This window comes from Corynebacterium tuingiense, from assembly GCF_046718165.1.
Classification (GTDB): Bacteria; Actinomycetota; Actinomycetes; order Mycobacteriales; family Mycobacteriaceae; genus Corynebacterium.
The window spans coordinates 1,107,644-1,130,961 of sequence record NZ_CP177101.1 but is presented as its reverse complement, the minus strand read 5'-3'; the positions used below and the strand labels follow the sequence as shown (position 1 = coordinate 1,130,961).

Here is a 23,318-nt window from a genome sequence, read left to right as displayed (position 1 = left end):
CGCACTTCTCAGCACTCTTTCCACTGGCGATCCACGCGGCGTGCCGCATAGGCGGGAATGCCCCAGTCCTCAATCCCCTGCTTATTCCACATGCCGCGCACTTGGCCGTCGATAACGATGGCGCGGCGGAAAATTCCTTGGTTTCCGGGAACGAGCGCGTGGTGCATATCCGCTGACATGGCAAAAAGCCGATCCTGGTAGCCCAGGATATATTCATCAAAGGCTCCTAAAAGCAGCACCGATTTCTTTCTTCTTACCTCTGGCAACTCCAGCACCTCTGCAGAGACCAGCTCCTCGCCTTCCCTACCTATCCGGATGAGGTCATCAGGCAACTTCTCGGCTGCGGGACGAATGAGCTTTTGGGGCAGCTTGGACCACCAGGCAAAGTCCTGCACAGTCGCCGGCCCATGGGTGCGGAAATAGCGCGTCATCAGTTCCGTCGTGGCGGCCACCGAGTCACCGTTAAAAAGTACCTCGATGCCGTCTAGCTCCACCGGAGTAATGAGCTGCTCTTCGCCTACATAACACGCATGCCCGCTTTCCATGGCGATGCGTACCACGTGCCAGAAAGGCAGCTCGGGCAAGGCCCGGGCGGCGCGTGCTTTCAATTCTGCGCGCGTTATTGGGGCATCGATAAGCTGCAGCACGGCTTCCCGTACCGCTGCATCGCCCTTGCGAGGCTTCGCGCATAGCTCGGTTATCCAGCCCATATCCTTGACGGAGGCGGCGAACAGCGTGTTGCGCATGGCATAGCCGCGCACGATCGCGGACTTATCCGATTCACCTGTTGAACGCAATGCCAAGGAGCGGCGCACCGAATGCAGGTCCTGGCCCTGCATGACGCCAAAGGCGCGCACCGCCTCTGCAGCGGTGTGCCAACGCTGGGTTGTCAGCCCCTGGGCGGCCAAGCGCATGCGGGCGCGCTCGCGCCGGTTGAGCATCATCATCGAACTAATGGGCCGCGGCATCCCAATCCGTGCCGGCGCCGGCAGAGACTTCGAGGGGCACGTTCAGCTCGATGGCAGAATCCATCTCGCGCTCAAGAATCTCGCGGACTTGATCGGCCTCGCCGGGGGCGACCTCCACCACCAGTTCATCGTGGACCTGGAGCAAAACACGAGATTTCATGTCTCGCAAAGCACGGTCCACGCGAATCATCGCGACCTTGATGATATCCGCAGCCGTTCCCTGGATCGGGGCATTCAACGCAGCGCGCTCCGCGTTTTCGCGGGCCAGCCGGTTATCGGAGTTAAGCTCTGGCAGGTAGCGGCGGCGGCCAAAGAGCGTGGCCGTATAACCATCCTTGCGGGCCTGCTCCACGACATCATCCAGGTACTTCTTCACACCGCCAAACCGCTCGAAGTAACTTTCCATAATGGACTTGGCTTCGCCCGCCGGGATTCCCAGCTGCTGCGATAGTCCAAACGCGGACAGGCCATAGACAAGGCCATAGGACATGGCCTTTACCCGGCGGCGCAGCTCAGGGGTCACCTGGTCCACGGGTACATCGAAGACCCTAGAACCGACGAAATCGTGCAGGTCCTCGCCGGCCTTATAGGCCTCAATCAGACCGGGATCAGCAGATAGGTGCGCCATAACGCGCATTTCAATCTGCGAGTAGTCCGCGGTCATTAGCTGCTCAAATCCCTCTCCCACGATAAACGCCGAGCGAATCTGGCGGCCGGCCTCCGTGCGCACCGGGATGTTTTGCAGATTGGGCTCCGTCGAGGACAATCGCCCCGTCGAGGTCACCGTCTGATTAAAGGTGGTGTGGATGCGGCCATCCGGTTGGACGGTCTTGATGAGGCCCTCCAACGTGGTCTTCATCTTTTGGTACTCGCGGTGGGCCAAAAGGTGGTCCAAGAACGGGTGAGGGTGCTTGATGGCCAGCTGCTCGATTTCCTTCGCGGCCGTGGAATAGCCCGTTTTCGTCTTTTTCGTCTTGGGCATATCGAAGGTATCAAAAAGCACCTTTTGTAGCTGCTTAGGAGAATTTAGGTTGAGCTTGTCATCGCTAGCAAGTTCCCGCGCGGAGCGTTCTTGCTCCGCCACCTGCTCCACAAAGGCATCCTTTTGGGTTTCCAAAATGTCTACATCGACCGCGATACCCGTAGCCTCCATGCGCGCCAGGATGGTCACCAGCGGCAGTTCCAGGTCGGTATACAACTCGAACGAGTCGATGTCCTGCAGCTCCGCGGTGAGTTTTTCCGCCAGCTCCATGATTGCCGCCGCCTGATCTACCAAGGAGGAACTATCGAGCAGCGACATCTGCTCCGAGGCGGCGCCGAGTGACTTTTGAAGATGGCGCTGGTAGACATCGGAAAGCTCGTAGGTGCGCTGGCCTGGGCGCAGGATATACGCCGCCAAGGCCGTATCGTGCGCAAGCCCGTTGAGCTCAATCCCGCGCCCTGCCAGCATGTGGAACACAGCCTTCGCGGCGTGGAAATACTTAGGGGCCGGCGATTCTAGCCATTGGACCAAGGCCTTTTCCTCATCGGCGGTAAGTTCCCCTAGCTCAACCTGCAGGCCGTGGTGGTTGCGGTCCGCGAAAGCGATGGCAGAGGCATCGCCTTGGCCCGGGGTACCTTCGCCTTGCACATATACGGCTACGTGCTCGCGGTTAGGTAGCCATTCGCTCAGCGAGGCGTCATCGATGGTGAGCTCGACGTCTGGGGCGTCTGCGGCTTGCTCAGCAGCCTCTGCGCCATCATTTGGGATGGCGGAAAGGACACGGTCGCGCAGGTTGGTGCCAAACTCCAGCTCATCGAACTTCGCGGCAACATCGGCAACCTTGGCTTCCTTAAAGGCCAGATCATCTGGGCCAACATCTAAGTCCATATCTGTAATCATCTGGGTGAGCTTCCGGTTCATCTGCACCTGCTCGATGCGTTCGCGGAAGTTATTTCCCACCACGCCATTGATTTCTTCGGCGTGCTCTACCAAGGAAGCCAAGTCTCCATACTTGACTATCCACTTGGTGGCGGTCTTTTCTCCCACCTTGGGAATGCCGGGGAGGTTATCGGAAGGATCGCCGCGCAGGGCAGCAAAGTCGGGATACTGCGCGGGGGTAAGCCCGTATTTATCCTCGACGGCGTCCGGGGTAAACCGGTGCAGCGTGGATACTCCCTTCATGGGATAGAGCACCGTGGTCGAACCCGTAACCAGCTGCAGGTAATCGCGGTCACCGGTGACAATCAGCGTCTCGTAGTCCTGCGCCTGTGTTGCTAGGGTGGCCAAAATATCGTCGGCCTCGTAATTTTCACGCGAGAGCGTCGTTATCCCCAAGGTCTCCAAGGTATCGCGGATGATATCTACTTGGCCCTTAAATTCTTCCGGCGCGGCCTCGCGCTGCGCCTTATAATCCGGGAACATCTCCGTGCGGAAAGTCTTCCGGCCAACGTCAAAGGCAACCGCGATAGCATCCGGCTTTTCCTCAGAGACAATGTTGGACAGCATGGATAAAAAGCCATACACCGCGTTGGTGTGCTGGCCGCCGGAGGTAGAAAAGTTTTCTACCGGCAGGGCATAAAAGGCACGAAATGCCATCGAATGGCCGTCAATGAGCAAAAGGCGGGTCTTATTGGAAGTCACCTGCCCCATACTAGGCAACACCGTGGACACGGCGATACCCCACCCAACTTCACCGCATTGAGCAGGGCTTTTTACGGGTAGGGGACCCCAATTAGGAATTGCGCCAACCCCTGCGCTAGTATTTCCAACAGTCAAAGGCGCACGCTTTTGATTGCCCCTGTAGCCCAATTGGCAGAGGCAACGGATTCAAAACCCGTCCAGTGTGAGTTCGAGTCTCACCAGGGGCACATTGCAACCCCGCTTCCTTCCGGATAAAAATCGACGGAGGAAGCGGGGTTTCGTCATGCCGCCTTGCTTATCTTCCCGCTTCGAATCTGCGTATATCCTTCCGCGAATTGCATATTTACACAACGCCCGAGGAGCGAGATCGCTGCAAAATAATACCTTCTTACCTCGAGACTTTAAGTAGCAGCCCATCTCATATAAGTTAGATAACCGTTAAAGTAATGAAAGATATGCAAGCTTAAACCACCGCGGGCGATGGTGCACCACGCCGTTCGGTCTTGAGCAACGAGTTTTTGGCACCCCGAGTGGCCCGTCAACCGCAGTCATGTCTTATACCCAGGTAGATTTTTAATTTATGCACTATATTTTGAACGCCATTCGTGGCGCCCTCATCGGTATGGCCGAGCTGGTTCCCGGCATCTCCGGCGGAACCGTCGCCCTCATCGTGGGGATTTATGAGCGCGCCGTCCGCAATGCCAATGACCTCATCTCCGGCAACTTTAAAAAGGTCGAGTGGTCCTTTCTAGCCTCAGTTGCCGTCGGCATGCTAATCGCCGTATTCGGCTTTTCCACGCTCCTGTCTAACTTCGTCGACAACAACGTCTCTGCCTCCAGCGCCCTCTTTTTAGGCATGGTGGTCATCTCCATCATCGTTCCGCTTTCCATGTTGTCTAAGGCGGAGCGCACCGCCCCCTCGTCCATCATCGCGTTTATCGCTGCTGCCGTCCTGATTTTCATCGTCACGGGCTTTACCTCTGAGCCGCAGGATGACCCGAGCCTCATCGTGGTCTTCTTTGCCGCAGCAATCGCCGTATGCGCGCTGATCCTGCCGGGTATTTCCGGCTCGCTCATCTTGCTGACTATGGGGCTCTACCAGCCGATCATTGGCGCAGTATCGGACCGTGAATTAAGCACCATGGGCGTCTTTGCGCTGGGTGCCCTGTGTGGCCTCGCCGCCTTCATCAAATTGCTCAACTATTTGCTGAGCACCCACCGCGCGCCCACCCTGGCCGCCATGGCGGGCTTCATGCTGGGATCCCTGCGCGCCCTGTGGCCGTGGGGTGCTGACCAGGACGCTTCTTCGGGCGCCATCATCGGATACTTCATCCTCGGTGCCATTATCGTGTCCATCTTCATCTATGTAGACCGCAGGAACGCGCAAGCCATCGAGGAAAGGACGGCGGAATATTAATGCCCTGGGCGATTAATCATCGACCACTAACGGCCGCCGTGATGGCGTGCGTACTCCCCTTGAGCGCGTGCGTGGTCAACGAGGAGGATTCGACTCCAGAGGGCTGGCAGGAACCCCAGACCAGCGAAGTTCCCGAAATTGCCGCGATGTACCACGACGATGACGGTGTGCTCACGGCAGGTACAAACCCGCCCTATGCCCCATTTCAGCTCAAGGACTCCCACGGCGATCTGCAGGGCGTAGAGCTTGACCTTGCCCGCGCCGTCGCAGGCGTGCTGGGCCTGAAATTCCAGGCCCTAGAGCAAGACTTCTCCATGATTTTGCCGGCTGTGCAATCGGGACAGATAGACATGGGTGCCTCTGGGTTTACGGATACGGCCGATCGCCGCGATGAATTCGACTTCGTGGACCACCTCTATGCGGGCATCCAGTGGGCAGAGCTTGTCGATGGCCCCAATAGGGTCGATCCCCAAAACCCTTGCGGTCTGACCGTCGCCGTGCAGCGCACCACCGTGTCAGAGACCGATGATGTGCGCCCCAAGCAAGAAGCCTGCGATGGCGATCTCACCGTCTTGTCCTATGACACCGGGGATAACGCCGCGCTCGCCGTCCTTATGGGCCGCGCCGATGCTTTATCCGCGGACTCGCCGGTAACGGCTTGGGCGGTCAATCGCTCCGAGGGAAAGATGCGCGCTGTGGGCGATATGTTCCAGGCCTCTCCTTACGGCTTCGCGGTCCCGAAGGACTCGGACTTGGCCAAGGCCTCAGCCGCTGCCCTCCAGCACCTCATCGATACCGGTGAGTACGCGGAGATCTTGGCCCGCTGGGGAATTGAAGATGGATTAGTAGACCAGGCGATGATTAATGAAAGGCCCATCAATGGTTAACGAGCACAAAGAGGCAGCCGGCCCCACGGCACAGCAGGAGGCACCCGCTAAGATCGAAGCCCGGCCACTGCGCCACCCCTGGCGGTGGCTCTGCGCGGTCGTGTTGCTCATTCTTGGTCTGTGGTTTGTCATTGCCTCCGCGCGCAATGAGGCCTTCGGGTGGGATACGTACTTCCAGTATCTCTTTGATCAGCGCATCGCTATCGCCTCCCTGCACACGATTGCAATCACCATCTTGTCCATGATCATTGGCGTGGTAGGCGGCGCCATCCTCGCCGTGATGCGCATGTCGCCCAATCCCATCCTGCGCGCCATTTCCTGGATCTTCCTGTGGATTTTTCGCGGCACCCCGATTTATGTCCAGCTTGTCTTCTGGGGCTTGCTCTCCGCGATTTATCAATCCATCAACTTGGGCTTTGCAGAGGTCTCCTTGCAAAGTGTGTTGACCAATGCCTTCTTCTTGGCGGTCATGGGCTTGGGGCTCAATGAGGCCGCCTATATGGCCGAAATCGTGCGCTCGGGCATTTCCTCGGTTCCGGAAGGTCAAAAGGAAGCCTCCAAGGCCCTCGGCATGTCTTGGTGGATGACCATGCGGCGCACCGTATTGCCGCAGGCGATGCGCATTATCATCCCGCCAACAGGCAATGAGTTCATTTCCCTGCTCAAGACCTCGTCACTGGTGGTCGCCATCCCCTATACCCACGAGATCTTCGGCCGCGCCACGGACATTTCCGCAGCCCTCTTCCAGCCCATTCCGCTCTTGATGGTCGCCGCCTCGTGGTACTTGGTCATTACTTCCCTGCTCATGGTGGGCCAGTACTTCCTCGAGCGCCACTTTGAGCGCGGCGCCACCCGCGAGCTCACCGGGCGCCAGCTGGCCGCGCTTGCCGATGCCGAAGGTACTATCCCCCGCAACGTCTCCGTAATCCAGGAGGGTAAAAACTAATGAACACTCCCATGATCTCCGCACAGAATGTGCACAAATCCTTCGGCCAATTCGAGGTGCTCAAGGGCATCGACTTAGAGGTCCAACCCGGCGAGGTTGCCTGCCTATTGGGCCCTTCCGGATCCGGTAAATCAACCTTCCTGCGCTGCGTCAACCACCTGGATAAGGCCACGGCGGGCCGCCTTTATGTCGATGGTGAGCTCATTGGCTACCGCGAAAAGAACGGAATCCTGTACGAAATCAGCGAGAAGCAAGCTGCACAGCAGCGCTCCGATATCGGCATGGTATTCCAATCTTTCAATCTCTTTCCCCACCGCACGGTGATTGAAAACATCATTGAAGCACCAATGCAGGTCAAGAAGGTGCCGGAGGATAAGACCCGGAAGCGTGCCATGGAGCTTTTAGAGGAGGTGGGACTTGCTTCCAAGGCCGATAACTTCCCGGTTCAGTTATCCGGCGGCCAGCAGCAGCGCGTTGCCATCGCCCGCGCCGTGGCGATGGATCCCAAGCTCATGCTTTTCGATGAACCCACTTCCGCCCTCGATCCCGAGCTCGTTGGCGAGGTCCTTCGCGTCATGAAGGATCTCGCGGCCCAGGGCATGACCATGCTCGTGGTTACCCACGAGATGGGTTTTGCGCGCGAGGTTGCCGATAAAATCTTCTTCATGGATGGCGGCGTAGTCTTAGAATCCGGTACCCCGGCTGAAGTGCTTGAGAATCCACAGCAGCCGCGCACCAAGGAGTTCTTGTCCTCACTGCTTTAGGTAAACCTCGCGCGGTGCCAGCCGCGCCCTAGGCACCGTAGGTGACGACGCCACGAATCAGCGCACTGAGAGCGCCGAGGCTAGCTACCGATAGCGACAATGCTCGCGCAATATCCCTGGAGACTACATGCGCGATGCGCGAGCCCAGCGAGATGCCGATGAACATTCCGGCAATGCCTGCGGGCCAAATGATCCAGGGCAGGCCATCGAATGTCGCGGCGCCGAGCGCGGTCTTGGTGATAACGGAAAAGATTCCACCCACCACAAAAATCGGCTGCAAGGTCGCCGTATACATGGCTTGCGGCCATTTGGCCGCCTGGGCGTAGACGGTAATAACCGGGCCTGCCACTCCCGCCAGGGTATTGGTAAAACCGCCAAGGATGCCCGCAGAAATGGCCGGTCCTTTGCCTGCCATCGGCGGGACGATCTTACCGCCGTAAGTCACCACCGCCAAGGCGATAAGAAGCGCTGCACCCACCACTATCAATAGCCCTGCGGTATCGATCTTGCTAATCAACGCTGCGGCCGCCAGAGAACCGATAATCATGACGGGCGCGATGAGCCCAAACATTCTCCAGCTGACATTGCGGCGAACAGTCACCGTGGTAAGCAGAGCATTGACCGCCGCCAAGACGTTAATCACCAGGATGCCTTCTACCGGGCCCATCACCAACATGAGAATCGGCCCGCCAATAAGGCCAAGCCCCATGCCAGAGACGCGTTGCAGGGTGGATCCCGCGACAACGACGGCAAAAATAATTAGCGCCAATATCATCGGCGGTATTTTTCCTTCACCGCTTGTACTACCGGATCAGGAAGCATGCCGGTGACCTCACCGCCGAATTGCGCGACCTGCTTGCACAGCGAGGAGCTGATGTAGCCGTACTTTTCATCGGTAAGCAAAAAGACCGTATCGATGCCGGACAAGCGCCGGTTCATCTGCGCCATCGGCAGTTCGTATTCATAGTCCAAGGAAGAACGCAGTCCCTTGACCAAAACGTCAACGCCGTGCTGCGAAGTATAGTCCACGAGCAGGCCGGACCAATAATCCACGTTAATGCGCGAATCCACGCTCTGGCGGATGAGGTCCATGCGCTCGTGCACGCTAAATAACCCGGAAGGCTTTTCTGGGTTGCCAGTAACAAGCACCGTAACCTCATCAAACATCTGGCTGGCGCGCTCAAAAATATTGACGTGGCCAAGAGTGATGGGATCAAAAGACCCGGGGCACACGGCTGTGGTCATAAAATATCGCTTTCTCTAGTTATCTAAGGTGTCATCGGCATCGTCGGTACCGGGACGGGTATAGACTGCCATATCCATACGCGCGATGCCGAAGGTACGCTTCTTTAATTTCTGCCCCGTCGGCTCAAAACCTTCTGGCCAGTCGGTCTCGGGCGATTCGACGTGGCGTTCGATGACCACCATCGCGCTATCTGTCAGCACTGGCTCTATTGCGGCGATGAGCCCCGCGACATCATCAAACGCATAAGGCGGATCCGCTAAAACCATGTCGAAGTAGCCGCGCGGGGCGCTGGCCAGGTACGTAGATACTTTCCTTTCCTCCACGCGAGCACCGGGATGTTTCACCACGCCTATGTTGTGCTTGATGATGGACACCGCCGCAGGGTTGGACTCCACCAGCACTGCCTCGTCTGCCCCACGGCTTAATGCTTCCAACCCCAAGGCGCCGGATCCAGCGAATAGGTCAAGCACCTTGGAGCCTGGGAATCCCCAACGGGCATTCAACGAAGAAAACAGGCCTTCCCTTGCGCGATCGGCGGTCGGGCGCGTTCCCTCCGCTGGAACTTTGATAGTCCGCCCCCGCGCTTCGCCTGCAATAATCCGCGTCATTTACGCTTCTCCAATCTCCATAATTAAGTCCCCGCCAATAACATCGCTAAAGTCTGCCACCGCTATGCGAGAAATCGTCCCCGGACCAGGAGACACGACGGGCGATTCCAGCTTCGTCGCCTCAACGGTAGCGAGCTCCTGACCAGTACTAATTTTCTCACCTACATCGACATGGCAGCGAACGATGCCCGCGAAGGGGGCGTAGATTTTCATACCTATAGCCTATCCCCTCTTAGTTTTTCTCCAAGTATTCCTGCTCGCTTTGGCTCAAATTCCGCGTCAGCTCTTCGGCCAACTGTGGATTGCGCTGAACCATGGCATACGCATCCGCGTGAGTGCGCTCAACAATATCTTGGTCATCGGCAAGGTTGAGCAACCGCAGCGTCCGGTGCGAACCAGATTGCACCGCACCCAGAATATCGCCCTCGTGGCGTTGCCGAAGGTCTAATTCCGCAAGGTCAAACCCGGACGAGGTCTGGGCAATCTGGGTAATGCGCCGATACGAGGCCGAGTTATCCTCCGCTTTCGTATGCATCAGGCAAATGGACGCATTGCCACCGCGGCCCACGCGCCCGCGCAATTGGTGTAGCTGGGACACGCCGAAATTCTCTGCCTCACGGATGAGCATGACCGTGGCGTTGGGAACATCGACGCCCACCTCGATGACCGTGGTGGATACCAAGATATCGATCTCGCCCCGGGCAAAAGAGGTCATGACCTCATCCTTATTCGGCATCTTGCCGTGCAAGATATCTACCCGCAGCCCCTTAAACGGGCCGGCGGCAAGCTGTTCTGCCAATTCAAGCACGCCGCCCTCGCCTTCTATGCGCGGGCAGACGATATAGGCCTGGTGGCCATGCGCCACTTCCTCGCGGATGCGCTCGAGCGCCCGCGCCACCCAAATGGGCCGCCACTCCGCCACCACTGCGGACTGGATCGGCTTTCTCCCGCCGGGCAGCTCGGCGAGCGTCGATACGGCGAGATCGCCGAAAATCGTCATGGCGATGGTGCGTGGGATGGGGGTTGCCGTCATGACCAAGACGTGGGGGCTTATCCCCTCGCGCGTCTTAGAGCGCAGGCTATCGCGTTGCTCTACGCCAAAGCGGTGCTGCTCATCCACGATCACCAAGCCCAAATCGAAGAACTCGACCGATTCTTGAATGATGGCATGCGTGCCGATGACGATATTAGCCTCACCCGAGACGATATCCAGGAGGGCTTGGCGCTTCTCGACGGTCCGCATGGAACCTGTTAAGAGCACAACCTTGACGCCTTCTGGCACCGACGTGCCAATGGAGGCCGCATGCTGGGAGGCCAAGACTTCGGTGGGAGCAAGCAACGCCGCCTGGCTTCCGGCATCGATGGCCTGCAGCATGGCGCAGGTGGCGACCATGGTTTTTCCCGAGCCCACCTCGCCCTGCAACAAGCGCATCATGGGTAAGGAACCAGACAGGTCATCATCGATCTCAGTGATGACCCGTCGCTGGCCTCGTGTGAGCTCAAAAGGCAGGTGGGTCAATAACTCTTCGCGGAAGCCGCCCAAAATGGCGGGCATCGTCGGCGCCGTGTGCGCGTGCGCATCGCGCTGGCGCAGCGCCATGACCAGGCCAATGGAGAGCGCCTCGTTGTACTTGAGGCGCTGGATCGCGCGCTGCGGGCCAGCCGCGCCGGGCTCATGGATTTCGCGCACCGCTTGGTCCAGGCTGATAATCATCTGCTGGTCTAATGGTTCCCGGATGGTTGGGGTGTGCGAGAGCACGTAGTGGATGGCCCCCATGAGGTACCACGAGGTGATCTTTGCCGTGGCGGGATATACCGGGATCCATTCCCGCTCGAGCAATAATTTATCGAGTCGGCCGAATTGGGACAGGTTGCGCAGGGACCCAGTTGCCTTTTGGGGCTTCTTCTTTCCCGCCGCAGGCGCCTGGTAGGCGGCGAGTTCCCCGTCTGGGCGTCCGAAGGCATCGATTTCTACGAAATCCGGTTGTTGTAGCTGGGGCTGCTGGCGGAAATATTTCAATTTTCCGCTCATCATAACCCGCTGCCCGCGATGGAGCATGCGCAAGACGTACATTGCATTAAAAAACGTGGCGATAATATGACCATCGAGCTGGACGTTGATGATGGTGGTCTTGCCCGTATCGCGGGTCGTTATTCCCGTTACGGTTCCGGTGACGGTGACGATATCGCCCTCGGCGGCATCGCCAAGCCCCACGTCTTGATTGTGGCGAATGTAATCGCGCGGATAGTGCGCTAAGAGTTCCCCGCAGGTCTTATATCCCAGCGCTTTGGTGATCTTGGTAGCGTCTTTTTTATCCAGTACATCAGTCAAAGGTCGGTCATCCTGCCAGCCAAGCATCGCTATTCCACCCCAATCTCAGTGGGAATATCCGGCACCTGCAGGGCCACAACGTCGACGCCAAGCTCTGCCGCCAATTCTTCCTGCGAGATAGTAAGCGGGCTAATGACCGTGACCTGCTCCCCGCCTGCGGCGAGCAGCTGGCGGCACATCTTAGCGATGGCTTCTTCAGATTCTTCCGCTGGGTGCGCCACCCGCATCGACTGCGCCGCATCGCGCATGGATTCTACTACCGCGGCGGTATCCGCATTATCCGGCTCATAGACGGAGATGGCGGCAAGCCCCGCCGCAAGCGAAGAAATGTCCACGGTATGCGCTGCAGTTGCGTGTTCTTCTAGCCCGCTGGATAAGACGATGTCCTCGCCAGCCGCGTGGATGGTTTCTCCTGGTTCGACCACCGTAACCCCAGCGGACTGCACAAGCTCAGCCACGGGGCCGGCGGGCACTGCGGCATAGACGGTGCGCGTATGACCGGCGCCAGTGTCTCCGCGCGGGGCCGAGGTCTCCGGAAGTGCCTCAAGCCGCAAGTTACTGACCGATCCTGCGGCAAAGGCGGTTTCGATGACCTCACCGGCCTGGGTGGAATGGATATGGATGGAGGCGCTATCCTCTCCTGCCTGCGCGATGACCAGGCTCGTGCCCAAGGGGGCAATCTTCTCCTTCAGTACCGCGCTATCGCCTTCGAAAAAGAAGACCACCTCGAGTTCAGTGACGGTCTCTTCCATGGATTCGGCTGCGTGGCTGGTAGTGCCCTCGATTTCTGCAAGGAGGGCTTCTAAAAGGATGACTAAACCGGCACCGCCTGCATCCACGACCCCGGCTGCACGCAGTTCTGGCAGCTGCGAGGGTGTTTCCGCAAGGGCTTTCTGGGCTGCCGAAATCGTCTCCGCTACGACGCCGTGAAAACTAGATTCGGGTTGCCGCGCGGTGTGCTCCGCCTTTTCTGCCGCACACCGCAATACGGTAATGACCGTGCCTTCCACCGGCTCCGCAATGGCTCGGTCCACGAGCTCTACCGCATGCATAAGCGAAGCCGCAAAGATGGCGCCATCGATGGTGGAATCCACGGTGGCCTCCGCGACCCCGCGCAAGACCTGCGAGAGGACCATTCCGGAATTTCCCCGCGCCCCGCGCACAGCCCCCATGGCTAGCGCGGCCGCAACGTCGCCGCCGCCCTTTTCCACCTCGGCGACGGCGGCTTCCATGGTGTGCGCCATATTCGAGCCGGTATCAGAATCCGGCACCGGAAAAACGTTGAGCGCATTGATTTCGGCGCGCCGATGGGAAAGCTCGCCTACAGCGCGGTGCGCCCAATTGCGCAATCCGTGAGCGTCCAGCGTGCTGGGGTATGACATGCGCAATAGTTTACAAGTCCCACGCGATCTCTCGCGCGCCTTGGTCCCGCAAAAGGGCGTTTGCCCGGGAAAATGGGCGGGACCCAAAGAACCCGCGGCTGGCCGAAAGCGGCGACGGGTGCGGGGAGGTAATGCAGGGCACATCGGGGAGGAAGCGCTCGCAGGTTTGGGCATCGCGGCCCCATAAAATGGCCACCATAGGCGTGCGGTTAAGGGCGCGAATGGCGGCCTCGGTCACCTCTTCCCAGCCGATGCGCCGGTGCGATCCCGCCTGCCCCGGCGCCACGGTCAGCACCCGGTTCAGAAGCAGTACCCCCTGGTCGGCCCAGGCGCTCAGATCGCCGTCTTCGCGCCCGCGAACGCCCACATCGTCATACAGCTCGCGGTAAATATTGACCAAGGACCGCGGGGGTTTAACCCCTGGCTTGGTGGAAAAGGCCATCCCCATCGCGTGGCCGGGGGTGGGATAGGGATCTTGGCCGACGATGAGCACGCGGACATCGTCAAGCGGCATCTGCAATGCCCTGCATACGTCTTCTGCCGGCGGCAGGTAATCCTGATTGTCCAGCGCCTGAGAAATCCGTGGCCACTGCTGCTCCAGCACCGGCGCGAGAACCGGTTCCCACGAGGGATGGTAAGTCGGGTGCATATCTAAAATCCTGCCCACCCTTCTGCATAACGGGGTCGTTGACCATCTACGGTGATGCCGCTGCCGCGCGAGACGGTGCCGATTTCCCGGAACCCCGAAGGCGCCTGCTTTGCGGTGGTTCCAATCAGGGTATGGTCCTCGCCGCCGGCTAGGACCCATTGCCACGGATCGCAGTCAAGGACGGCGGCCGCGGCGTGCAGGAGTGGATCGGGCTGGATGGCATCGGCATCCAAATCAATGTGTACCCCAGAGCGCTGCGCCATGGTTCCGCAGTCTTGGATGAGGCCATCGGAATTATCGGTCATGGCCGTAACCTCAGCGGCGCGGGCGATAACGCCGCGGCCGGGGCTGAGCCACGGGGCGCATTGGGCATCAATGAGCGGGTACAAATCCGCATGCTCTGCCGGCAGGTCGCGGCCAAATCGCTGCAGCAGGGACAAGCCTGCTGCGGCGTGGCCAATCTCGCCGTGGGCCACGACCTTCTGGCCCGCCCGCGCCGCATCAAGGGTCAACGCGGCCCGGCTGCCGCCCAAAAAGCCAATGGCGGTGATATTGATAACCAGCAGGTCCGATTTCGTAATATCCCCGCCCACCAGCTCAGCATTGTAGAAAGAGCAATGCTCGGCGATGCCCTTGGCCACGCCCCTGACGAAACTCACCGGCGTGTCGCTCGGTGCAGCGATGGCTAAAAGGGCCGCCACTGGGCGCGCACCCATGGCTTCGATATCGGCGAAGTTGCGCAGAATGGCCTTTTTGCCAATTTCGCGCGGCGTGGACCATTCCCGCAGGAAGTGCCGGCCATCTACCATCAGATCGGTAGAGGCCACCGTGCGTGAATTAGGTGGTGCCGCGAAAAGCACAGCAGCATCATCGCCATTCAAGCTACTGGGAGCGGCCGCGGTAATTTCTCGAATCACCGCCTGCTCCCCCACGTCCGCGAGAGTCTGACTTAAGTTCACCGGCATCCTTTCGATAAAATGAGCCCCTATGACATCCCAATTTAACCGCACCGCGATCTTCATTTCACTTGGGTTGTCCATAGTGATGGTTCTAGCGGTCCTTTTCGGCGCGAAATACGTATTCACAAACACGGCCAAGTCCCCCGTGGCGGTTTCCCCGGTGGATTCCCCAGAGGCCAACTCGCAGGCGTGCACTGACTTTGTGCACGCGCTTCCCGATGAAGCCATGGGTCAACCGCGCGCCGATGTTGCGGAACCCGTACCCGCCGGCGTTGCCGCCTGGGCCGCCAATTCCCAGGAAAAGGTAACGGCGCGCTGTGGTGTTTCCATGCCCTTCCAGTACACCGATTACTCCACCACGCAAGATATCGATGGTGAGCAGTGGTTCAAGGTAAAGGACGCAACCTCTGGCTCCAACCTTTCTACCTGGTATTCGACCCAGCGCTTTCCCGTCGTGGCGGTAACGACTTTTAATGACGAAGAGCCGAAGGACCTCAACGAGGCCGTTTCTACCCTGGAGAATAAGCCAGCGGAGACCCACCCTGCCCCGTTGCGCGATCTGAAACCGGCCAAAAATGACCGCTGCGCCGCAGTAGAAAAGGCGCTACCGGATGAGATTGCGGATGGCTACCACCGCCGCGATGTAGACGATAAGGACACCTACGTGTGGAGCTCTGAGGGGCACGAGGACATCGTCGCGCGCTGTGGCGTCGCCCAGCCGGAAAATTACGAGGCAGGCGTGCAGCTCCAACAGGTCAACGACATTGCGTGGTTTGAGGACACGACCTTGGCGCAAGGCACTACTGCTGGAACCTGGTTTGCGCTAGGCCGCGAGAATTACCTGGCACTGCACGCCCCGCAGGATTCCGCGCAGGCAGCATTGGTGGCCCTCAGCGATATCACTGCGGAGCACATTCCAGAAAGGTAAAACCAGCGTGACTGCCGTACCGCTACGTCACGCGGTACGGGCTTACGCGGTGCGTGCTTGGGCGCGGGCGATGAGCACCTCAAGTAGCGTGGGATAATCCACGCCAGAGGCCGCCAGCACCTGCGGGTACATGGAAATCGGGGTAAATCCCGGCAGGGTATTGACCTCATTGATGTACAGGCCTTCTTCGGTGACGAAGAAATCCACGCGGGAAAGGCCGGCGCAGTTGAGCGCCTTAAAGGCCTGAATCGCCATATCGCGCAATTGCTCCGTGAGCTCTTCCGGGAAAGGCGCGGGAATCTGGGCCGTAACCACGTTATCTAGGTACTTGGTCTCAAAGCCATAGAAACCCTCATCGGAATCATCAATGCCCTTGAGCAGGGCCGGCACCGAGGCAATCAGCTCGCCATCCGGGTATTGCAGGACACCGACTTCCACCTCGCGGCCGACGATTTCTGGCTCGACCAAAATTTTGTCATCGTCTTCCAAGGCAATGCGTATGGCTTCTGGGAAATCTGCCCAGTCGCTCACCTTGGATACTCCAATCGAAGAGCCCCCGCGGGCGGGTTTGACGAAGACCGGGAGACCGAGGCTGTCTTTTTCCTCCGCGGTTAATTCCGTACGCCCTTGGACGATAGCCTCTGGTGCCACCGGCAAGCCCGCTGCGGATAGAATCTTCTTGGTAAATTCCTTATCCATCCCCACCGAAGACGCCAATACGCCAGGGCCCACATAAGGGATACCGGAAAGCTCAAAAAGCCCCTGCATAGTGCCGTCTTCACCATAGGGACCGTGGAGAATGGGGAAAATAACGTCGACCTGGGCATACAACGATCCATCATTAATCGCGCGGATTTCGCCCTTGCGCGAAGGATCGACAGACAATGCCATTTCCGTGCCGTACTTGACCTCTGGCATGACGCCATCGACGATTTCTAGCCCCTCGGTATCACCGGGCGTCCACGTACCCTCGCGCGTAATGCCAATGGGCACCACCTCGAATTTTTCCGGATCGAGGTGCTTCATAATTGCGCCTGCAGATACGCAGGACACGGAGTGCTCGGTACTGCGGCCACCATAAAGGACGGCCACGCGGGTCTTTTCAGTCATAGGCGATGATTTTACCTTTCTGCTACTCCGACTTCTTGGAGCGACCCATAAGGGCGATAATCATATCGTCTACCGCCATGCCTTGATGGCACACACCGTAGACGGCTTCCGTAATGGGCATCTCTACACCAGCCTGCTGGGCTAAGCGGAAGATGGAATCCGAAGAAAACACACCTTCTGCCACCTGGCCATTGGTGGCCGCCTTCGCTTCTTCTAGGCTGCCGCCTTGACCGAGGCGATAACCGAAGGTTCTGTTGCGCGAGAGCGTAGAGTTACACGTAGCCACCAAATCGCCCAAACCTGCCAAGCCGGAAAAGGTGAAAGGCTCCGCGCCCAATGCCATGCCAAGGCGCGTAATTTCCGCCAGGCCGCGGGTAATCATCGTAGCCATGGTGTTATTGCCCAGCCCCTTGCCTGAGGCCATGCCGCAGGCCAAGGCGATGACGTTTTTGCAAGCACCACCGATTTCGGCGCCGATGACATCGGTATTTGTGTAGGGCCGCAAGTAGGGCGCTGCGATGGCCGCCTGCACCGCCTTGGCACGCTCTTCGTCGGTGCAGGCGATGACCGTGGCCGCAACCTGCCCCTGCGCCACTTCTTTAGCCAAGTTGGGCCCAGAAAGTACCGCCACGCGCTGGGGATCCACGCCCGCCGCATCCACGATGACTTCGCTCATGCGCTTTAGCGTGCTGGTCTCTACGCCCTTGGAAATGGAGACCAGGGTGGAATCTTCAGGCAGTGCGGGCGCCCACCACTCCACGTTGGCACGCAAGGACTGCGATGGCACGCCGAAGACCACGATATCCGCGCCGGAGAGCGCCTCTGCCTCGTCGTGTGTGGCGCGCAGTGCCGCAGGTAGGTGAATATCCGGCAAATAATCCGGGTTGATGTGCGTTCTATTAATCGCGTCCGCCAATTCGGTCCGTCGCGCCCACAGGGTGACATCATTTCCTGCATCCGCAAATACTTTGGCCAGGGTGGTACCCCAGGAACCAGCACCCATCACCGCTACATTTACCATGGCTTCCTCCAAACGTTTTCCTATTATTTCCACCTTAAGGCATTTATCATTCTGGGCGTGGCAAGGATGCGGCAGGGATCTCCCCCGTGGAACAATGACCATGAGGTTAACGCCAAATTTTCACTTACCGAAGGAAGGCACAAAGAGCTATGCCGAGCGCGAAGAAGATGCACGAGACTGATAAAGATAAAAAGTCCGAAAAATTCATTTCCGGCCGGCATCAAGAAATTCCGGTGGATCCCGCCAAGGAGTTTCCCCGCACTACCCTTGCCGCCGGTGCCGTCGTCTGGCGCGGCGACCCTGCGAACCCAGAAATCGCACTCATCCATCGCCCGCATTATGACGATTGGTCCCTGCCCAAGGGAAAGGTGGACCCAGGCGAATCGCTGCCTACTACCGCGGCGCGGGAAATCGAGGAAGAAACCGGCTTTCACGTGCGCCTTGGCAAGTTGATTGGCAAGGTTACCTACCCTGTACAGGGGCGCACCAAGGTGGTCTATTACTGGGCGGCGTTCTACCTCAACGGCACATATACGCCCAACGATGAGACCGACGAGCTGCGTTGGGTGCCCATTGACCAAGCACAGCAGCTTTTGTCTTATGACGTTGACACCGACGTCGTCGCCAAGGCGCAAAAGCGGCTGCAGCTCGCCCCCACGACGCGCGTATTGTACGTTCGCCACGCTCACGCCCATGACCGTAAGAAGTGGGAAGGCGATGACAACCTGCGACCTTTGGATAAGAAGGGCCGCCGCCAAGCGGAAATGCTCGTGCCTATGCTGGCCGCATACCACCCCACCGCGATCTATTCCGCTCGCCCGCACCGGTGCCAGCAAACCGCCGCGCCGCTTGCCGATGAGCTGGGTAAAGACATTGCCATTAATAAGGACTTTGGCGACGAGGTGTGGGAAAAGAACCCGGCGGCCGCCAAGAAAGCTTTCCGTCGTGTTGTAAACGACGGCGGGGTGCCTGTCATTATCAGCCAGGGACAAACCATCCCCGGCATCATTGAGGACTTAGCGCCGCAATTCCTCAAGAAGCCGCAGGAGGAATTGAAGTTTAAAAAGGCCTCGGTGTGGGTTTTGTCCTTCAATAACGGTGAATTAACTGGCGCCGATTATCTTCCCAGCCCCCTGCCGGTGCGCTAGTCAGACCGGGACGCACGAGCCCCTGCCCCTAGCCGTGCATGCCGAGGTTGCGGCGCACAAAGAGGGTGGGGGTCAAGGCCATGAGTCCCGGCAACACGACGACGCCCACCACGGTTGAGCCCAGCGCCATGTAGAGGATGATGAGCGCGATTCCGACCAGCAAGGTGGTACCGACGTCCCTCTTTGCGATCTCCGCGGAAAACTTAAAGCAGTCCCCTAGGCCTAGGTCAGGGCGTACTGCCTTGACGGCGGGGACCCACCACCAGAAGAACAGGGCGAAAAGTCCGGGAATTACCAGCAGGACTAAGCCGATGCCGATGACCACGCTGGTAACGAGGTAGGCCAGCATGATGCCACCCATGCCCTTGAACGTGAAGAAATCCCTGAATGTTAAATCCTGGCCATTGACCTGCTTATTAGCGGCTTGGTACCAGATTGCATTTGCCCACAGATAGACAATTAACAGGGCTATTACCGCGAGGGCGAGTAACACCACGCCCAGGACGCCGAGGGAACCGTCCAAGGCTGCTCCCTCGGTCGCCGCCTCGATGGAAAGGGAACCGCCACCGGCGGCAAAGACGATGGCAATGATGAGGTATGCGACGAAAAGAACGACCATTTGCACCAGCGGGGCAAAAAGCCACGGTACCCAATTGCGGCCGAAATAGCGGAAACTATCGCCAATAATGCTGACGGTATCAGTATCGCCTGGGCCGGGCGACTCACGAAAATATCCCGGTTGCCCACCTGAGTAGGGCTGTTGGGAGTGGTGGTTGTAGCCATCATGGTCGCGTGATCCGGAATAAGGCGAAGTCATACCGCAGAGAATAATAGATAAACCCAGCTGCACGCTTGCAAAGTTAGTATTGTTATTTGACCGTTACCCCACCACTGCCCCGGATCATGGCGACGGTGGTGTGCGCCCCCGCCAAAGCGTGAGGCGCACCTGCTGGATTAGTCCGCGTGAACCGCAGGTTTGAAGCTGGCGCGGGAGTGCTCGAAGCTCGTGATCGCTTCTTCATTGCGCAGGGTGATGCCGATGTCATCGAGGCCTTCCATCAGGCGCCAGCGCGTATAGTCATCAATATCGAATGAGTAGGTGTTTTCACCAACCTGAACGGTGCGCGCCTCCAGATCGACCGTGACTTGGGTTTCCCCTGCCTCCAACTGCTTCCAAATAAGCTCGATGTCCTCTTGTTCCATCAGCCCTGTTAGCAGACCAGACTTTCCCGAGTTGCCACGGAAGATATCCGCAAAACGCGAGGAGAACACTGCTTTGAAGCCGTATTCGCGCAGGGCCCATACTGCGTGCTCGCGAGAGGAACCGGTGCCAAAGTCGCGCCCTGCAAAGAGAACGGAGCCGTCCTTGAACTGCTCTTGGTTAAGTACGAAGGTGGAATCAGAGCGCCAGTTGGAAAACAGGCCCTCCGCAAAGCCCGTACGCTTGACCGATTTGAGATAGCGCGCGGGAATGATTTGGTCCGTATCCACGTTGGATGCCCAAAGCGGGACTCCGGTGCCGGTATGGGTGATAAATTTCTCCATTATTTCAACCTTTCTCGCGTGCTTATTTCAGGTCAGCCGGTCTGGACAGGTATCCGGTGACGGCGGTAGCGGCAGCAACCTGTGGGGAAACGAGGTGGGTTCTCCCGCCAGGGCCCTGCCGGCCTTCAAAGTTACGATTGGACGTGGATGCAGACCGCTCCCCTGGTTTCAGTTGATCAGGGTTCATGCCCAGACACATGGAGCATCCCGCCGTGCGCCACTCTGCACCGAACTCCTGGAAGATTTGGTCGAGGCCTTCCTTTTCCGCATCGGCTTTAACCACCGCGGAGGAAGGAACCACGATCATGCGCGTATTGGCATCGATGGTGCGGCCCTTGACCACCTCGGCGGCGGCGCGCAGATCCTCGATGCGAGCATTGGTGCACGATCCCACGAAGACGGTATCGATCTTGATATCGCGCAGTGGGGTTCCTGGTTGCAGGTCCATATACTCCAAGGCCTTTTTCACGGTGGCCTTGGAATTGTCATCGCCGCAATCTTCTGGATCCGGCACGGTTTCGCCCAGCGGCAGGCCTTGGCCCGGGTTCGTTCCCCACGTCACAAATGGTGTCAACGCTGATCCGTCGATTTCTACGACGCGATCGAATTCGGCGCCATCGTCAGTAGGCAGCGTCTTCCAGTACTCCACCGCGGCATCCCAGTCGGCGCCCTTAGGAGCGAACTCGCGACCCTTGACGTACTCAAACGTCGTTTCATCGGGCGCAACCATACCGGCACGAGCGCCGGCCTCAATGGACATATTGCAGATGGTCATGCGGGCTTCCATGGACATCTTTCGGATGGCTTCACCGCGGTATTCGATGATGTAGCCTTGGCCGCCACCGGTGCCGATCTTGGCGATGATCGCCAGGATGAGGTCCTTTGCGGAGACGCCTTCCTGCAATTCGCCGGTGACTTCGACGGCCATCGTCTTAAATGGCTTCAAAGATAGCGTCTGGGTAGCCATGACGTGCTCTACCTCTGAGGTGCCGATGCCCATGGCGATGGAGCCGAACGCACCGTGGGTCGAGGTATGCGAATCGCCGCACACAATAGTCATGCCGGGCTGAGTAATGCCCAGTTGTGGGCCAACGGTGTGCACGATTCCTTGCTGCTCATCACCCATCGAGTGCAACCGCACGCCAAATTCTTCGCAGTTCTTGCGCAAGGTAGAAACTTGGGTGCGCGATATCTCATCTTTAATCTCTAAGAGGTTGCCGGATTTAATGCCTTCCGTTGGCACGTTGTGATCCTCGGTTGCCAGGTGCAATTCCGGGTGCCGCATTGTGCGGCCTTGCAGGCGCAGCCCATCGAAGGCCTGCGGACTGGTAACTTCGTGCAAAAGTTGAAAGTCAATATAGATAAGGTCTGGTGCGCCCGCGTCGCCCTGCTGGACAACGTGGTCACGCCATACTTTTTCTGCCAAGGTCAGCTGCTGGTTCATAAACATCACTCCACACTTGAAATCTCATAATTTGGGACGTAGATTTCATTATATGGGAGAGTATAGCGCAGTTTCCGGCATTAAGGTACTAGATCGTGCAATGGCCATCATGATGGCCGCCGCAAACCATCCATCGACCCTTAATGAGTTATGTGAAACCACGGGACTACCTCGGGCAACGACGCACCGACTAGCCACCGCGTTAGAAGCACACCGTATCCTCGTGCGCACCCCTGAAGGAAAGTGGAAGGCAGGTCCAGCACTCCCCGGCAACCGCGATCACATCTTAGAAGTCGCAGGCCCCATCATGGATCAGCTCCTCAACCGCACCGGTGAGTCCATTCAGCTCTATGAGTTCACGGGAACCACCCGCACCTGCATTGCCACTCGCGAACCCAAATCCGGCCTACACAACGTGGTTCCGGTGGGGCGACAGCTACCACTAACCTCTGGTTCTGCAGCACGCATCATCGCCGGCTACGTGGATTTCCCCCTTGACGCCGCGCAATTCAGCACCGCCGAGGTGGAAGCTGCCCGCCGCCAAGGCTACGCAGAATCCATCGAGGAACGCGAAGCTGGCCTAGCTTCCATTTCCGCCCCCGTCTTTGATTCTTCTGGCGTTTTTCGCGCAGCGCTGTCTATCTCAGGCTCCGCTGAGCGCTTCCGCCCCTCGCCCGCTAAGAAGTACGCCCACCTCCTTACCTCCGCTGCCCGAGAGCTTTCAGAGTCGCTCTAGCATCCCCATCTCCGTAACCATCGCCCTGCGCCGCCCATCGGCCCAGGGCGTTGCCGTGTTTTACCTCCGCATAGCCCACCCCAATTGCGGCCTAGTGAAAAACACCGAAAAATCTCCCGCACGCTATTGAAACCGAACTGAAAACATGATTTAATGAAAACAGAGTGAAAACGAGAAGGTCACTCCCCGTCCAAGACGCAGAAAGGATTCACGATTATGACTCACGCTACCCACACTGAACACGAGCACACCCACGGCGAAGGCTGCGGCCACGTTGCTTTCCCACACAAGGACCACACCGACTTCGTCCACGATGGCCACATCCACCGCGAGCACGAAGGCCACTGGGACGAATGCGAGACCAACGAGCACATTGAGGCTGAAGCCCACAGCGACCACACCCACGGTGAGGGCTGCGGCCACGTTGCTGTCCCGCACGGCGACCACGTTGACTACATTCACGACGGGCACCGCCACGCCGCCCACGGCGATCACTACGACGAGCACTAAGCCTCGCCGCCTAGCGCCCTGCAGGGCCTGAGCGTCGCGATAATCCACCGCTTTGATGCATGGATTATGGCGGCGCTTTTCTACGTATTAGCCCA

At 58.6% G+C, this 23,318-nt stretch carries 23 protein-coding genes and 1 tRNA gene; 9 read left to right on the top strand and 15 right to left on the bottom strand.

The window, feature by feature from the left end:
- Positions 1–8 precede the first annotated feature (8 nt).
- A complete protein-coding gene (locus ACLI1T_RS05395) occupies positions 9–968 on the bottom strand; it encodes a DNA glycosylase AlkZ-like family protein (RefSeq protein ID WP_411703249.1) in 960 nt (319 codons plus the stop codon).
- On the bottom strand, positions 952–3,600 hold the full coding sequence (gene polA, locus ACLI1T_RS05390; protein ID WP_411703248.1) for a DNA polymerase I: 2,649 nt from the start codon (positions 3,598–3,600) through the stop codon (positions 952–954). The genes ACLI1T_RS05395 and polA overlap by 17 nt, the downstream gene beginning before the upstream one ends.
- A 144-nt stretch (positions 3,601–3,744) precedes the next feature.
- On the opposite strand from polA, the gene ACLI1T_RS05385 reads away from it, so the two are divergent.
- From ACLI1T_RS05385 to ACLI1T_RS05365, 5 genes are all read left to right on the top strand, one after another.
- Positions 3,745–3,818, top strand: a tRNA-Leu gene (locus tag ACLI1T_RS05385).
- A 353-nt stretch (positions 3,819–4,171) separates the two neighbouring features.
- Positions 4,172–5,008 carry a DUF368 domain-containing protein gene (locus ACLI1T_RS05380; protein ID WP_284770509.1) on the top strand — a complete coding sequence of 279 codons (837 nt, stop codon included), beginning with the start codon at positions 4,172–4,174 and terminating at the stop codon, positions 5,006–5,008.
- Complete coding sequence (locus tag ACLI1T_RS05375; RefSeq protein WP_284782980.1) at positions 5,008–5,895, top strand: ABC transporter substrate-binding protein; 888 nt, start codon at positions 5,008–5,010, stop codon at positions 5,893–5,895. Before ACLI1T_RS05380 ends, ACLI1T_RS05375 begins: the two co-directional genes overlap by 1 nt.
- Positions 5,888–6,841 carry an amino acid ABC transporter permease gene (locus tag ACLI1T_RS05370; RefSeq protein ID WP_284783040.1) on the top strand — a complete coding sequence of 318 codons (954 nt, stop codon included), beginning with the start codon at positions 5,888–5,890 and terminating at the stop codon, positions 6,839–6,841. Before ACLI1T_RS05375 ends, ACLI1T_RS05370 begins: the two co-directional genes overlap by 8 nt.
- Positions 6,841–7,605, top strand: coding sequence for an amino acid ABC transporter ATP-binding protein (locus ACLI1T_RS05365; RefSeq protein WP_411703247.1), 765 nt, complete (start codon positions 6,841–6,843; stop codon positions 7,603–7,605). Before ACLI1T_RS05370 ends, ACLI1T_RS05365 begins: the two co-directional genes overlap by 1 nt.
- Positions 7,606–7,633: 28 nt before the next feature.
- Here the strand turns inward: ACLI1T_RS05365 and ACLI1T_RS05360 are convergent, their stop codons facing one another.
- Genes ACLI1T_RS05360 through ACLI1T_RS05325 form a run of 8 tightly spaced genes read right to left on the bottom strand, consistent with a single transcriptional unit; the run spans position 7,634 to position 14,862 of the window.
- On the bottom strand, positions 7,634–8,380 hold the full coding sequence (locus ACLI1T_RS05360; RefSeq protein ID WP_411703246.1) for a sulfite exporter TauE/SafE family protein: 747 nt from the start codon (positions 8,378–8,380) through the stop codon (positions 7,634–7,636).
- Positions 8,377–8,850, bottom strand: coding sequence for a pantetheine-phosphate adenylyltransferase (coaD, locus tag ACLI1T_RS05355; protein WP_005280301.1), 474 nt, complete (start codon positions 8,848–8,850; stop codon positions 8,377–8,379). The genes ACLI1T_RS05360 and coaD overlap by 4 nt, the downstream gene beginning before the upstream one ends.
- Positions 8,851–8,865: 15 nt before the next feature.
- Positions 8,866–9,459 (bottom strand): 16S rRNA (guanine(966)-N(2))-methyltransferase RsmD, encoded by a 594-nt coding sequence (gene rsmD / locus ACLI1T_RS05350; RefSeq protein ID WP_411703245.1) that lies wholly within the window; start codon positions 9,457–9,459, stop codon positions 8,866–8,868.
- Complete coding sequence (locus ACLI1T_RS05345; protein WP_005282633.1) at positions 9,460–9,672, bottom strand: biotin/lipoyl-containing protein; 213 nt, start codon at positions 9,670–9,672, stop codon at positions 9,460–9,462.
- 19 nt (positions 9,673–9,691) lie between these two features.
- Positions 9,692–11,818 (bottom strand): ATP-dependent DNA helicase RecG, encoded by a 2,127-nt coding sequence (locus ACLI1T_RS05340; protein ID WP_411703244.1) that lies wholly within the window; start codon positions 11,816–11,818, stop codon positions 9,692–9,694.
- Positions 11,819–11,820: 2 nt separating this feature from the next.
- Complete coding sequence (locus ACLI1T_RS05335; RefSeq protein WP_034659361.1) at positions 11,821–13,173, bottom strand: DAK2 domain-containing protein; 1,353 nt, start codon at positions 13,171–13,173, stop codon at positions 11,821–11,823.
- 10 nt (positions 13,174–13,183) lie between these two features.
- The gene (locus tag ACLI1T_RS05330) at positions 13,184–13,822 is read right to left on the bottom strand and encodes a uracil-DNA glycosylase (protein WP_023026485.1); all 639 of its coding nucleotides are present in this window, start codon (positions 13,820–13,822) and stop codon (positions 13,184–13,186) included.
- 2 nt (positions 13,823–13,824) lie between these two features.
- Positions 13,825–14,862 (bottom strand): thiamine-phosphate kinase, encoded by a 1,038-nt coding sequence (locus ACLI1T_RS05325; protein WP_034659362.1) that lies wholly within the window; start codon positions 14,860–14,862, stop codon positions 13,825–13,827.
- Between ACLI1T_RS05325 and ACLI1T_RS05320 the strand changes: the two genes are divergently transcribed.
- The gene (locus ACLI1T_RS05320; RefSeq protein ID WP_023026481.1) at positions 14,810–15,709 is read left to right on the top strand and encodes a DUF3515 domain-containing protein; all 900 of its coding nucleotides are present in this window, start codon (positions 14,810–14,812) and stop codon (positions 15,707–15,709) included. The two genes, ACLI1T_RS05325 and ACLI1T_RS05320, sit on opposite strands and share 53 nt — an antisense overlap.
- Positions 15,710–15,751: 42 nt before the next feature.
- Here the strand turns inward: ACLI1T_RS05320 and ACLI1T_RS05315 are convergent, their stop codons facing one another.
- Positions 15,752–16,819, bottom strand: coding sequence for a D-alanine--D-alanine ligase family protein (locus tag ACLI1T_RS05315; protein ID WP_411703243.1), 1,068 nt, complete (start codon positions 16,817–16,819; stop codon positions 15,752–15,754).
- A gap of 22 nt (positions 16,820–16,841) precedes the next feature.
- Complete coding sequence (locus ACLI1T_RS05310) at positions 16,842–17,840, bottom strand: NAD(P)H-dependent glycerol-3-phosphate dehydrogenase (RefSeq protein WP_411703242.1); 999 nt, start codon at positions 17,838–17,840, stop codon at positions 16,842–16,844.
- A 149-nt stretch (positions 17,841–17,989) separates the two neighbouring features.
- On the opposite strand from ACLI1T_RS05310, the gene ACLI1T_RS05305 reads away from it, so the two are divergent.
- The gene (locus tag ACLI1T_RS05305) at positions 17,990–18,988 is read left to right on the top strand and encodes an NUDIX hydrolase (protein WP_023026475.1); all 999 of its coding nucleotides are present in this window, start codon (positions 17,990–17,992) and stop codon (positions 18,986–18,988) included.
- Positions 18,989–19,016: 28 nt separating this feature from the next.
- Here ACLI1T_RS05305 and ACLI1T_RS05300 read toward each other — a convergent pair whose 3' ends face one another.
- The 3 genes from ACLI1T_RS05300 to leuC form a co-directional block, all read right to left on the bottom strand.
- On the bottom strand, positions 19,017–19,805 hold the full coding sequence (locus tag ACLI1T_RS05300) for a hypothetical protein (protein WP_349886717.1): 789 nt from the start codon (positions 19,803–19,805) through the stop codon (positions 19,017–19,019).
- Positions 19,806–19,942: 137 nt separating this feature from the next.
- Positions 19,943–20,533, bottom strand: coding sequence for a 3-isopropylmalate dehydratase small subunit (gene leuD / locus ACLI1T_RS05295; RefSeq protein WP_023026471.1), 591 nt, complete (start codon positions 20,531–20,533; stop codon positions 19,943–19,945).
- A 22-nt stretch (positions 20,534–20,555) separates the two neighbouring features.
- The gene (gene leuC, locus ACLI1T_RS05290; RefSeq protein WP_411703241.1) at positions 20,556–21,977 is read right to left on the bottom strand and encodes a 3-isopropylmalate dehydratase large subunit; all 1,422 of its coding nucleotides are present in this window, start codon (positions 21,975–21,977) and stop codon (positions 20,556–20,558) included.
- A 52-nt stretch (positions 21,978–22,029) separates the two neighbouring features.
- Here leuC and ACLI1T_RS05285 point away from each other — a divergent pair, with 52 nt between their 5' ends.
- Both ACLI1T_RS05285 and ACLI1T_RS05280 read left to right on the top strand, forming a co-directional pair.
- Positions 22,030–22,713, top strand: coding sequence for an IclR family transcriptional regulator (locus ACLI1T_RS05285; RefSeq protein WP_284771557.1), 684 nt, complete (start codon positions 22,030–22,032; stop codon positions 22,711–22,713).
- Positions 22,714–22,929: 216 nt separating this feature from the next.
- Complete coding sequence (locus tag ACLI1T_RS05280) at positions 22,930–23,223, top strand: hypothetical protein (RefSeq protein ID WP_411703240.1); 294 nt, start codon at positions 22,930–22,932, stop codon at positions 23,221–23,223.
- Positions 23,224–23,318 lie beyond the last annotated feature (95 nt).

Coding starts and splice junctions, on each gene's coding strand:
- ACLI1T_RS05395 (WP_411703249.1), bottom strand. CDS start 968: ATGCCGCGGCCCATTAGTTCGATGATGATGCTCAACCGGCGCGAGCGC.
- polA (WP_411703248.1), bottom strand. CDS start 3,600: ATGGGGCAGGTGACTTCCAATAAGACCCGCCTTTTGCTCATTGACGGC.
- ACLI1T_RS05380 (WP_284770509.1), top strand. CDS start 4,172: ATGCACTATATTTTGAACGCCATTCGTGGCGCCCTCATCGGTATGGCC.
- ACLI1T_RS05375 (WP_284782980.1), top strand. CDS start 5,008: ATGCCCTGGGCGATTAATCATCGACCACTAACGGCCGCCGTGATGGCG.
- ACLI1T_RS05370 (WP_284783040.1), top strand. CDS start 5,888: ATGGTTAACGAGCACAAAGAGGCAGCCGGCCCCACGGCACAGCAGGAG.
- ACLI1T_RS05365 (WP_411703247.1), top strand. CDS start 6,841: ATGAACACTCCCATGATCTCCGCACAGAATGTGCACAAATCCTTCGGC.
- ACLI1T_RS05360 (WP_411703246.1), bottom strand. CDS start 8,380: ATGATATTGGCGCTAATTATTTTTGCCGTCGTTGTCGCGGGATCCACC.
- coaD (WP_005280301.1), bottom strand. CDS start 8,850: ATGACCACAGCCGTGTGCCCCGGGTCTTTTGATCCCATCACTCTTGGC.
- rsmD (WP_411703245.1), bottom strand. CDS start 9,459: ATGACGCGGATTATTGCAGGCGAAGCGCGGGGGCGGACTATCAAAGTT.
- ACLI1T_RS05345 (WP_005282633.1), bottom strand. CDS start 9,672: ATGAAAATCTACGCCCCCTTCGCGGGCATCGTTCGCTGCCATGTCGAT.
- ACLI1T_RS05340 (WP_411703244.1), bottom strand. CDS start 11,818: ATGCTTGGCTGGCAGGATGACCGACCTTTGACTGATGTACTGGATAAA.
- ACLI1T_RS05335 (WP_034659361.1), bottom strand. CDS start 13,173: ATGTCATACCCCAGCACGCTGGACGCTCACGGATTGCGCAATTGGGCG.
- ACLI1T_RS05330 (WP_023026485.1), bottom strand. CDS start 13,822: ATGCACCCGACTTACCATCCCTCGTGGGAACCGGTTCTCGCGCCGGTG.
- ACLI1T_RS05320 (WP_023026481.1), top strand. CDS start 14,810: ATGACATCCCAATTTAACCGCACCGCGATCTTCATTTCACTTGGGTTG.
- ACLI1T_RS05325 (WP_034659362.1), bottom strand. CDS start 14,862: ATGGACAACCCAAGTGAAATGAAGATCGCGGTGCGGTTAAATTGGGAT.
- ACLI1T_RS05315 (WP_411703243.1), bottom strand. CDS start 16,819: ATGACTGAAAAGACCCGCGTGGCCGTCCTTTATGGTGGCCGCAGTACC.
- ACLI1T_RS05310 (WP_411703242.1), bottom strand. CDS start 17,840: ATGGTAAATGTAGCGGTGATGGGTGCTGGTTCCTGGGGTACCACCCTG.
- ACLI1T_RS05305 (WP_023026475.1), top strand. CDS start 17,990: ATGCCGAGCGCGAAGAAGATGCACGAGACTGATAAAGATAAAAAGTCC.
- ACLI1T_RS05300 (WP_349886717.1), bottom strand. CDS start 19,805: ATGACTTCGCCTTATTCCGGATCACGCGACCATGATGGCTACAACCAC.
- leuD (WP_023026471.1), bottom strand. CDS start 20,533: ATGGAGAAATTTATCACCCATACCGGCACCGGAGTCCCGCTTTGGGCA.
- leuC (WP_411703241.1), bottom strand. CDS start 21,977: ATGAACCAGCAGCTGACCTTGGCAGAAAAAGTATGGCGTGACCACGTT.
- ACLI1T_RS05285 (WP_284771557.1), top strand. CDS start 22,030: ATGGGAGAGTATAGCGCAGTTTCCGGCATTAAGGTACTAGATCGTGCA.
- ACLI1T_RS05280 (WP_411703240.1), top strand. CDS start 22,930: ATGACTCACGCTACCCACACTGAACACGAGCACACCCACGGCGAAGGC.